At 45.2% G+C, this 8516-nt stretch carries 6 protein-coding genes; all 6 read left to right on the forward strand.

The window, feature by feature from the left end:
* The first annotated feature begins 14 nt into the window (after positions 1–14).
* The 6 genes from Q0394_RS03185 to Q0394_RS03210 all read left to right on the forward strand — a co-directional run bounded on the left by Q0394_RS03185 (position 15) and on the right by Q0394_RS03210 (position 8126).
* Positions 15–2588 (forward strand): PD-(D/E)XK nuclease family protein, encoded by a 2574-nt coding sequence (locus Q0394_RS03185; RefSeq protein WP_298945532.1) that lies wholly within the window; start codon positions 15–17, stop codon positions 2586–2588.
* Entirely contained in the window at positions 2585–5380 is a 2796-nt protein-coding gene (locus Q0394_RS03190; RefSeq protein ID WP_298945533.1) for a RecB-like helicase, read from the forward strand. Before Q0394_RS03185 ends, Q0394_RS03190 begins: the two co-directional genes overlap by 4 nt.
* Positions 5381–5455: 75 nt before the next feature.
* Positions 5456–5884 carry a 50S ribosomal protein L13 gene (gene rplM / locus Q0394_RS03195; protein ID WP_002949135.1) on the forward strand — a complete coding sequence of 143 codons (429 nt, stop codon included), beginning with the start codon at positions 5456–5458 and terminating at the stop codon, positions 5882–5884.
* Between the two features lie 2 nt (positions 5885–5886).
* A complete protein-coding gene (gene rpsI, locus Q0394_RS03200) occupies positions 5887–6276 on the forward strand; it encodes a 30S ribosomal protein S9 (RefSeq protein WP_009492499.1) in 390 nt (129 codons plus the stop codon).
* A gap of 144 nt (positions 6277–6420) precedes the next feature.
* On the forward strand, positions 6421–7419 hold the full coding sequence (locus tag Q0394_RS03205; RefSeq protein ID WP_298945534.1) for an OmpA family protein: 999 nt from the start codon (positions 6421–6423) through the stop codon (positions 7417–7419).
* 20 nt (positions 7420–7439) lie between these two features.
* Entirely contained in the window at positions 7440–8126 is a 687-nt protein-coding gene (locus Q0394_RS03210) for a mechanosensitive ion channel domain-containing protein (RefSeq protein ID WP_298945535.1), read from the forward strand.
* Positions 8127–8516: the final 390 nt, after the last annotated feature.

Genomic DNA, 8516 nt, shown 5'->3' on the forward strand with positions numbered 1-8516 from the left:
AACAAAGAGCCTCTATGCAAAATTTAGACAAACTTTATATCTTTACCAACTCGCGAAAGATCCGCGAATTTAACGCGAAATTTCAAAACGAACTCGTGCCAAAGGCGATGACGATAGCGCAGTTTGAGCAAAAGGCCGTGCTAGTGCCGGGGCGCTTTGAGGCGGACGAGGCGTACGCGCTGGTGCTGATGCAGCGAGCCTGCGCGAGCGTGAGAGAGGCATCCGAGCGGCTGCGTATCCCGTCGGAGTTTTTCGCGTTTTTGAAGAACAACGACTATCTTTTTAGCTTTTTTAAGGAGCTTGCCATCAGCAAAAAAAGCGTTGCGGATCTAAAATTTAGCGACATTTACGCCGATTACGAGGAGCATCTGGGTATCCTTGAGGCGGTGCTCGCAGGCTATAAGGAGCTGCTCGCGGCCGAAAATCTATACGACGGTATCGTGCTGCCTGAAATTTACGAGTTAAACGACGGATTTGTTAGGGAATTTCGCGAGATTTATCTCGAAGTAGACGGCTTTTTGAGCGAATTTGAGTGGGAGCTGTTTGACGAGATAGCCAAGCTAACGATGCTAAAAATCATCTTTCAAACCAGCAAATTTAACAAAAAACTGATCTCAAAACTAGCTGAAATTTCTGGCATTGAGGCGAGCGAGTTTAGTCTATACGGCGAATTTGAGCTAAATTTGAGCACGCGCGAGCTAAAAAAAACGGGCTCCGTGCGCAAAAACCTGCTCGTTTTAAAAAGGAGCTTCGGCGCTAGGAGCTTGCAGGCGGCCTACGCGATGGCAAAGGCTAGCGAGTTCGTGGCTGATGGCATCAAGCCCGAAAACATCGCCGTTATCTTGCCTGACGAGAGTTTTGCCGAGATCTTGCGCCTGCACGACCGCGGCAAGATGTTTAACTTCGCGATGGGTGAGAGCTTTACGCGCACGCGGTTTTTTCAAATTTTAAAGTGCATGGTAACTGCAATAAACGACAAAATCCGCGTAAATTTGAGCGAGGATAACTATAAAAATTTCAACGAATTCGAGTTTAATCTGCATGAATTTGGCGTTAGCGGCGAGCTGTTTGAGAAATTTAAAAACGGTTTTGAGGCGCCTTGCTCGTTTGAGGATTTTAGGGCGCTTATGGAAGAGATTTTGGCGTGCGAGAGCGACCGCGCCGCCGCACAAAAAACGCGCGAGGAGCTATTTTACGCGCAGAGTTTGGCGCGGTATTTTAGCTTTACGCTGCGTCAAATTTGCGAGATATTTTTGATAAAGCTATCTCGCCTAAGACTCGATCACGTGGGCGGCGGCAAGATCGGCGTCATGGGTGTTTTGGAGAGTCGCGGACTAAAATTTGAGGGCGTCATAGTGCTTGATTTTAACGACGATTTAGTGCCAAAGCGTAGCGTAAACGAGATGTTTTTGAGCTCGCGCGTGCGCCAAAAAGCGGGCCTCATCGGCTACGTGGACCGCGAAAATTTGCAGAGATTTTACTACGAGAGCCTAATCGGCGGCGCGAAAAAAGCCGCGATATGCTACGCGGCAAACGAGGAGAAAATCGCGTCGAGATTTCTCGGCGAATTTAACGCCGTGGAGGACGCGAGATACGGCGACGAGAGCTATGCGGCGCTGTTTAACGGCGAATTTGACGCGGTTGCGGACGAACAGAAATTTGAGGGCGAGTTGAGCCCGAGCCTTGACGAAAGAAACGAGGCTAAACCCAAACAAGCAAAAACCGCCAAAGAGCGGAGTTTGTTTGAATTTGACGAAGCGGACGGCGAGCTAAATTTAGCCGACAAATTTGACGAAAACGGGGCGCAAAACAAAACGCCGAGCGAAAAACGGCAAGCCGTAAATTTGATAAATTTCACGCGAAAAACGCCCGCAAAGCCTAAAATTTTCGAGCAGGACATCATCGTCAAGCACGATTTTTTCGCTATCCCGCTCTCTTTTAGCAGACTAAACACATATCTGCAATGCCCGCGGCGGTATTATTACAGATATATTTTGAACGTAAAGCCGCCCGTGATGCCGCAAACCGCGTCTGCGGCGGACTTTGGCAACTCGCTGCACAGGGCGCTTTTTGAGTATTACTCCAAATTTGAGCGATTTGATCTAGCTAAATTTGAAACAATGCTTAGAGAGCTAAACACGCCGCCGCTAGAGCGCGAGATAACGATGATAAAGATGGAAAAATTTAAGACCGTAGAGGACGCGAGATATGAGGCCGGATGGCGCGTGCATGGGCTTGAAAAAGAGCTTGATAGCGTGTTTGCAGGCGTGCGCATAACGGGCAAAATCGACCGCATAGATGGGCGCGGCGATGAGCTGGCGGTTATTGATTACAAAAGCGGAAAATTTGATGCTAAATCCTTGCAACTGCCCTTTTACGAAGCGCTCGTGGGTAGGCCTTGCGAGGGGTACTTTTACGATCTTAAAGATAACATGAACTTGGTAGCTGGCGAGGCTAGCACGGAGGCGCTTGCAGAGGCGATCGAACAGCTAAAATCCATCAATAATACGCCGATAAATTTCGGGGAGGCCAAGGGTGCGATGAGCGAATACGAAGACTATAAAATTTTAGTAAAAGGCGAGCTATGAAGCCGTTTTTGGCCCTCGAGGCGAGTGCGGGCAGCGGCAAGACCTTTGCGCTTAGCGTGCGTTTTATCGCGATTTTGCTATCAGGTGCCGACGCGCGCGAGATCACGGCGCTGACCTTCACCAAAAAGGCCGCTAATGAGATGAAAGAGCGCATCGTACAGACCTTTTTGCGGCTCGAGGAAAAGGGCGCGGAGCTAGCCGAGCTGGAGCAAATTTTGGGCGCGGGCAGGGATAAGATTTTAGCCATGCGCGACGCGCGGGCGACTCATTTTTTAGAAAGCGATCTAAAAATCGGCACGTTTGACTCGTTTTTCGTCGGCATCTTGCGCAGCTTTTGCTTAAATTTGGGGCTAAGCGCGGATTTTGAAGTGAGCAAAAATTTAAACGAGCTACAGCGGGGCGAGTTTGTCGCGAGCGTGAGCAAGGATATGCGGCTGTTAAAGGCGCTTGCAAATTTGATAGCGACGGCCGAGCGCAGTCAGAGTAGCTTTTTTGAGAGTTTGGAGATGTTTTACGAAAATTTCGGCGAGCTAAAAAGCAGCGAAAATGCGGTCTTTCCAAACGAAAGCGGCGTAGAAGAAGCGCTAAAAAATATGCGCGAATACGTCCTGGCTAGAGGCGGCGGCAAAGACGCGCAAAATGCCGTAAAAGAGGGAACTCCTGGCGAAATTTTAGCTCGCTCTTTTATGTCGCGCGCGAGTCTTGATTATCGCACGTTTTCTAAAATTTATACACCCGAGCTCGACGAGATGTTTTTTACGCTAAAAGCGCGGCTAAAACGCTACTTTGACGAGCTTGAAGAGTATAAAATCGCCGAGCTCGCTAGATTTTTAAAAATCTATAAAGAGTGCAAAATCTCGCTAAACAAAAGACTAAATTCGCTTGCATTTAGCGACGTGACGCGCCTGGTTTACGAGCTTTTGCGAGGTGGCGAGACGGATGCGCAGATGCTTTATTTTAGGCTCGACGGGCGGATAAACCACCTGCTCATCGACGAGTTTCAAGACACCAACGTCGCGCAGTACGAAATCATGCGCCCGCTCATCGAAGAGATCGTCGCCGGATACGGACAAAACGGGCTTGGCAGCTTTTTTTACGTCGGCGACGTAAAGCAGAGTATTTACCGCTTTCGCGGCGGCAAAAAGGAGCTTTTCGGTAAGCTGATGCGAGATTTTCCGCAGATCAAAGTGCAAAATTTGGAGGTAAATTACCGTAGCAAAAAGGCGCTGGTGAGATTTACGAATGCCGTATTTGCAGGCAAGATCGAAAATTTTAAACTGCAAAGAACGCCCCAAAAAGAGGGCGAGCGAGTAAATTTGGTAGGGCAGATGCCGTATTTTGAGGCGGAGGCGGATGATCTTGGATTCGTGCGAGTAAGCAGCGGCGATGACGTAGCGGCAGAAGCGACGCAGCAGGTTAAATTTCTGCTTGAAAAAGGGGTCTGCGAGGACGATATCACCGTGCTTTGCTGGAAAAACGACGATATAAATAAAATCGCAAATTTGCTTGATGAAGCTGGCATAAAAAGCGTGAGCGAGGGCGTGATGCCCCTGCTAGCTAGTAAAAATGCGCGCGCAGTAGTGGAGTACGCTAAATTTTGCCTATTTGGCGAGCGAATTTACAAGCTAAATACCGAAGCGATCCTTGACGTAAACGCCGTAAAACTAAGCGTAAATCCGCAAAAATCGGCGCTTGAGAGTCTGCACTATCTAGCGGGCAAGCTTGGCGCAGATATGAGCGACGCGGACGTTTTGCGGCTGCTTGAACTGGCGCAGCCGTATTCAAATTTGACCGAGTTTATCTATAATCTTGATAGATTTGAAGCAAAAGCGAGCGCAAAAAGCGGCGAGGGCGTGAAAATCATGACCGTGCATAAATCAAAGGGACTGGAGTTTGAAAACGTGATCGTGTGCGATAAAATGGGCGCTGGACGGCACGACGGGTCAAATTTTATCGCTGAATACGACGCCGACGCGGGCTCCTGGCAGGTGCGCCACAACGTCAAAAAGCAGTGCATCGACGAGGATTTTGCAAGGCTAAAAGAAAAGGCGGCGCGGCTCGAGCGCGAGGAGGATATGAACAAGCTCTACGTCGCGCTAACGCGGGCTATCAGTGGGCTAATCATCGTCAAAAAAACGGGCGCAAACGGCAGAAATCCGAGCTTTTTTGGGGCGTATGAGAGTAGCGGCGAGGTTATAGAGTATCTTGATTTGGTTGATTTTAGCTTCGGCGAGCCGACTCCTAGCAAGGCGCGAAATTTGACGACGCCAGGCAAATTTGAGCCTATTAAACTAGCTCAAATTTCAAAGCAAATCGTAGATGAAACGCCTAAAACCGAGGGTAAAAATCAAAAGGCGATTTATTTTGGCCTGGCGCTGCACTATCTGCTAGAAATGGCGGAAAAATTTGACGAGGACTCACTAAAAACGGCGCAAATTTCGATGCGAAATGCGTTTCATAAATTTTTAGACGAGGGCGAGCTGGATGAAATTTACGCACGCGGGCTAAATTTGATAAACGAGCCTAAATTTAAGCAAATGACGCAGGGAAAGAGGATATTCAAAGAGCAGCCTTTGCGATATGACGGTGCATTAAAACAGCTTGACTTGCTCTGCGTTGGCGAAGCTGAAATATGCGTGATCGACTATAAAACGAGCGATAAAAACATAGATGAAAACATCGCGCAAGTGGCGGAATACAAAAAAATACTGGCTCAAATTTATCCGAATTTGAGCGTAAAGGCGGCAATATTTTACGCTTTACGGGATGAAATTCGAAGCATTAATATTTAAATATAGCTTAAATTAAGCTATTTGTAAGGTGCATTTGAATACAATCACGACTTAAAATTATCTAAAGGGTAAGAAATGACGAAAATAACAAAACCAAACGAAGTGGAGCGCGAGTGGATCGTGCTTGACGCGGCAGGCAAGCGTTTTGGTAGATTGCTAACCGAGGTAGCTACGCTGCTTCGCGGTAAGCATAAACCAAATTTCACTCCGAATGTCGATTGCGGCGATTACGTTATCATAATCAACGCTTCTAAAGCCGAATTTACAGGCAATAATAAAGCAGAGCAAAAGCTTTATCACCGCCATTCAGGGTATTTTGGTAGCACGAAGAGCGAGAAATTCGGCGAGCTTTTGGCTGACAAACCTGAAAAACTGTTCAAGCTAGCCGTTCGCGGAATGCTTCCAAAAACAAAACTCGGCAGAGAGATGATAAAAAAACTAAAAGTTTACGCCGGCAGCGAGCATCCGCATACGGCTCAAATAGCTAAAAAAGAAGGAAAATAATCATGGCGAAAGTTTATGCAACCGGTAAAAGAAAAACTGCCGTAGCAAAAGTCTGGCTAAAACCGGGCAGCGGTAAAATTTTAGTAAACGGACTTGATCTAAACACTTGGCTTGGCGGACACGAGGCTATCAAGCTAAAAGTGGTTCAACCTCTACTTTTAACAAAACAAGAGGGTTCTGTAGACGTAACTGCAACGACTCTAGGCGGCGGATACTCTGCTCAGGCTGAGGCACTAAGACACGGCATATCAAGAGCATTGGCTCTATTTGACACAGACTTTAGAGCAACTCTAAAACCAAAAGGCCTACTAACTCGCGACTCACGCGTCGTCGAGCGTAAGAAATTCGGTAGAAGAAAAGCTAGAAGAAGTCCGCAGTTCTCTAAACGCTAATAGTTTTGAGAGCGGTGCGAATTTGAGGTGCATTGATATTTATGATTATTTAATTATATTTTTTATAAATATCAAATGTTAAAACGAAATTTATAATTTTTGTGATATTATTAAAAAATACATTTCACCATGAAAGGATTTTCTATGAGAAAGATTGCTATTGCTTTAGTTGCTGCTACAGCTCTTTTTGCTGCTGATTCAGCTTACAAATATGAATTAACTCCAACTATCGGTGGAGTTCACCCTGAGGGAAACCTAGGAGTTAACGAACAGTCTGCTATCGGTTTAAGAATAGGAAGAAACCTTGAGAATTTTTTCCTAGATCATGTTGAGCTTGGTCTTAGTCATACTAATAAAATTAGAGAGTATGGCGTAGACGGAAAAGCTACTAGATATTTCGTTAACGCTATTAAAGATTTCGGTTTAACTGAAAAACTATCTCTTTACGGTTTGCTTGGCGCAGGATATGAGGATGTTTCAAAAAGATTCGTTAAAAATGACGATGGTGGCTTCGGTCAATACGGTCTTGGCTTAAGATACCAAATCACTGACAACTTCGCGTTACGCGCTGAAGCTGTAGATGCTATTAAATTTGAGCATGCGGATCACAACCTATTCTATACGCTAGGTTTTGCAGTCGGCTTTGGTGCTAAAAATGCTCCTGTAGTAGCTGAAGTGGTTGAGGTTAAAGAGCAAGCCGTCGTAGTGCTTGACGACGATAACGACGGCGTTTTAAACGATGTTGATCAATGCCCAAATACACCGGCTGGGGTAGTAGTTGATGAGACTGGATGCGAGAAGGTTATCGTTCTCAGAGATATCGGCGTAAATTTTGCATTCGATAGCTACAAAGTAACTCCAAAATATCTTGAGGAGATCAAGAAAGTAGCTAACTTTATGGGTGAAAATCCAGGCTACCGCGTAGTTCTAAGCGGACATACAGACAGTATTGGTGCTGAGGCTTACAATCAAAAACTATCTGAAAAAAGAGCAAACGCAGTTGCTAAAGCTCTTGAAGAGCTTGGCGTAAGCGCAGACAAGATCACTACTGTAGGATACGGCGAGCTTAAACCTGTCGCTTCAAATAAAACAAAAGAAGGACGTGCTGAGAACAGACGCGTTGAAGCTAGATTTAACAAATAATTAGTCTAGCTTAATAATGCATGGACGAGATTAAATTTGAACTTATTTGGTCGTTAATCTCGTCCTATTCTTTAAAAATTTTAGGTTCTATCGCCATCTTGCTTATCGGCAAATGGTTGGTAGCTAAAATCTCAAATCTTATATCAAAATTAGTTACTTCTTCTATACTTGACGAAACTCTTTCAAATTTCCTTGTAAATATCATCAAAACGCTTCTCATGGCTTTTGTTATCATAGCCGCGATTGCAAATTTGGGCGTCGAGACATCTATGTTTGTCGCTGCGCTTGGTGCTATTGGTCTTGCTATCGGTATGGCGTTTAAGGATACTTTTTCAAACATAGGCGCAGGATTTTTGATAATATTTTTTAGGCTGTTTAAACTCAAAGACCACATAGAAGTCGCAGGCGTGCAAGGCGCAGTCAAAGAGATTAATATGTTTAGCACTATTTTGCGTACAACCGATCACAAAACCATCATTATCCCAAACGGACGCATCATAAGTAGCAATATAATAAACTTCTCAAAAGAGGGTACCAGGCGGGTTGAGCTCGTATTTTCCATAGATTATAAAGACGATCTAAGGCTTGCAAAAGAGATTATTTTAAACCTAGCTGACGAAAACAAAAAGATCCTAAAAGAGCCAAAGCCATTCGTCGGCGTCGGGAGTTTGGGTGAAAATAGCGTAAATTTGACTGCTAGATTTTAGTGTGCGAGCGGTGATTTTTCAGATGTGCAGTTTGCTATGCTAGAGAGCGTCAAGCTCGCGTTTGACGCTAAAGGCATCTCTATACCGTTGCCGCAGCTCAGCATCCGCTATCAGGATAAAAGGCAAGACGAGCAAATTTGATTTACCGGTTTGCACGGTTTTCCTTGGTTCTTTGGCTTTTTTGTGTGGTATGTTGTAGATTGGTCTTATGCTCGTACCTATTTGGTTCCATAAGGCAAATAGATTAAATTTGATCCAAAATCAATACCACACAAGCACTTTAAAAATGTACAAATTTTGACGTATTCCTTATCTGCCGTATTGCAAAAATTAAAGGCTCTCTTTAACTTAATCTCACACAAAGGAGCATTAAGTTACGATGAGTTCGAT

Origin of the sequence: uncultured Campylobacter sp. (assembly GCF_938039205.1) — a bacterium.
In the GTDB taxonomy this organism is placed as follows: domain Bacteria; phylum Campylobacterota; class Campylobacteria; order Campylobacterales; family Campylobacteraceae; genus Campylobacter_A.

Bases quoted from the DNA above. Each gene is read 5' to 3' on its own strand.
- Q0394_RS03210 (WP_298945535.1), top strand. From the start codon at position 7,440: ATGGACGAGATTAAATTTGAACTTATTTGGTCGTTAATCTCGTCCTAT.
- rplM (WP_002949135.1), top strand. From the start codon at position 5,456: ATGACGAAAATAACAAAACCAAACGAAGTGGAGCGCGAGTGGATCGTG.
- Q0394_RS03205 (WP_298945534.1), top strand. From the start codon at position 6,421: ATGAGAAAGATTGCTATTGCTTTAGTTGCTGCTACAGCTCTTTTTGCT.
- Q0394_RS03185 (WP_298945532.1), top strand. From the start codon at position 15: ATGCAAAATTTAGACAAACTTTATATCTTTACCAACTCGCGAAAGATC.
- Q0394_RS03190 (WP_298945533.1), top strand. From the start codon at position 2,585: ATGAAGCCGTTTTTGGCCCTCGAGGCGAGTGCGGGCAGCGGCAAGACC.
- rpsI (WP_009492499.1), top strand. From the start codon at position 5,887: ATGGCGAAAGTTTATGCAACCGGTAAAAGAAAAACTGCCGTAGCAAAA.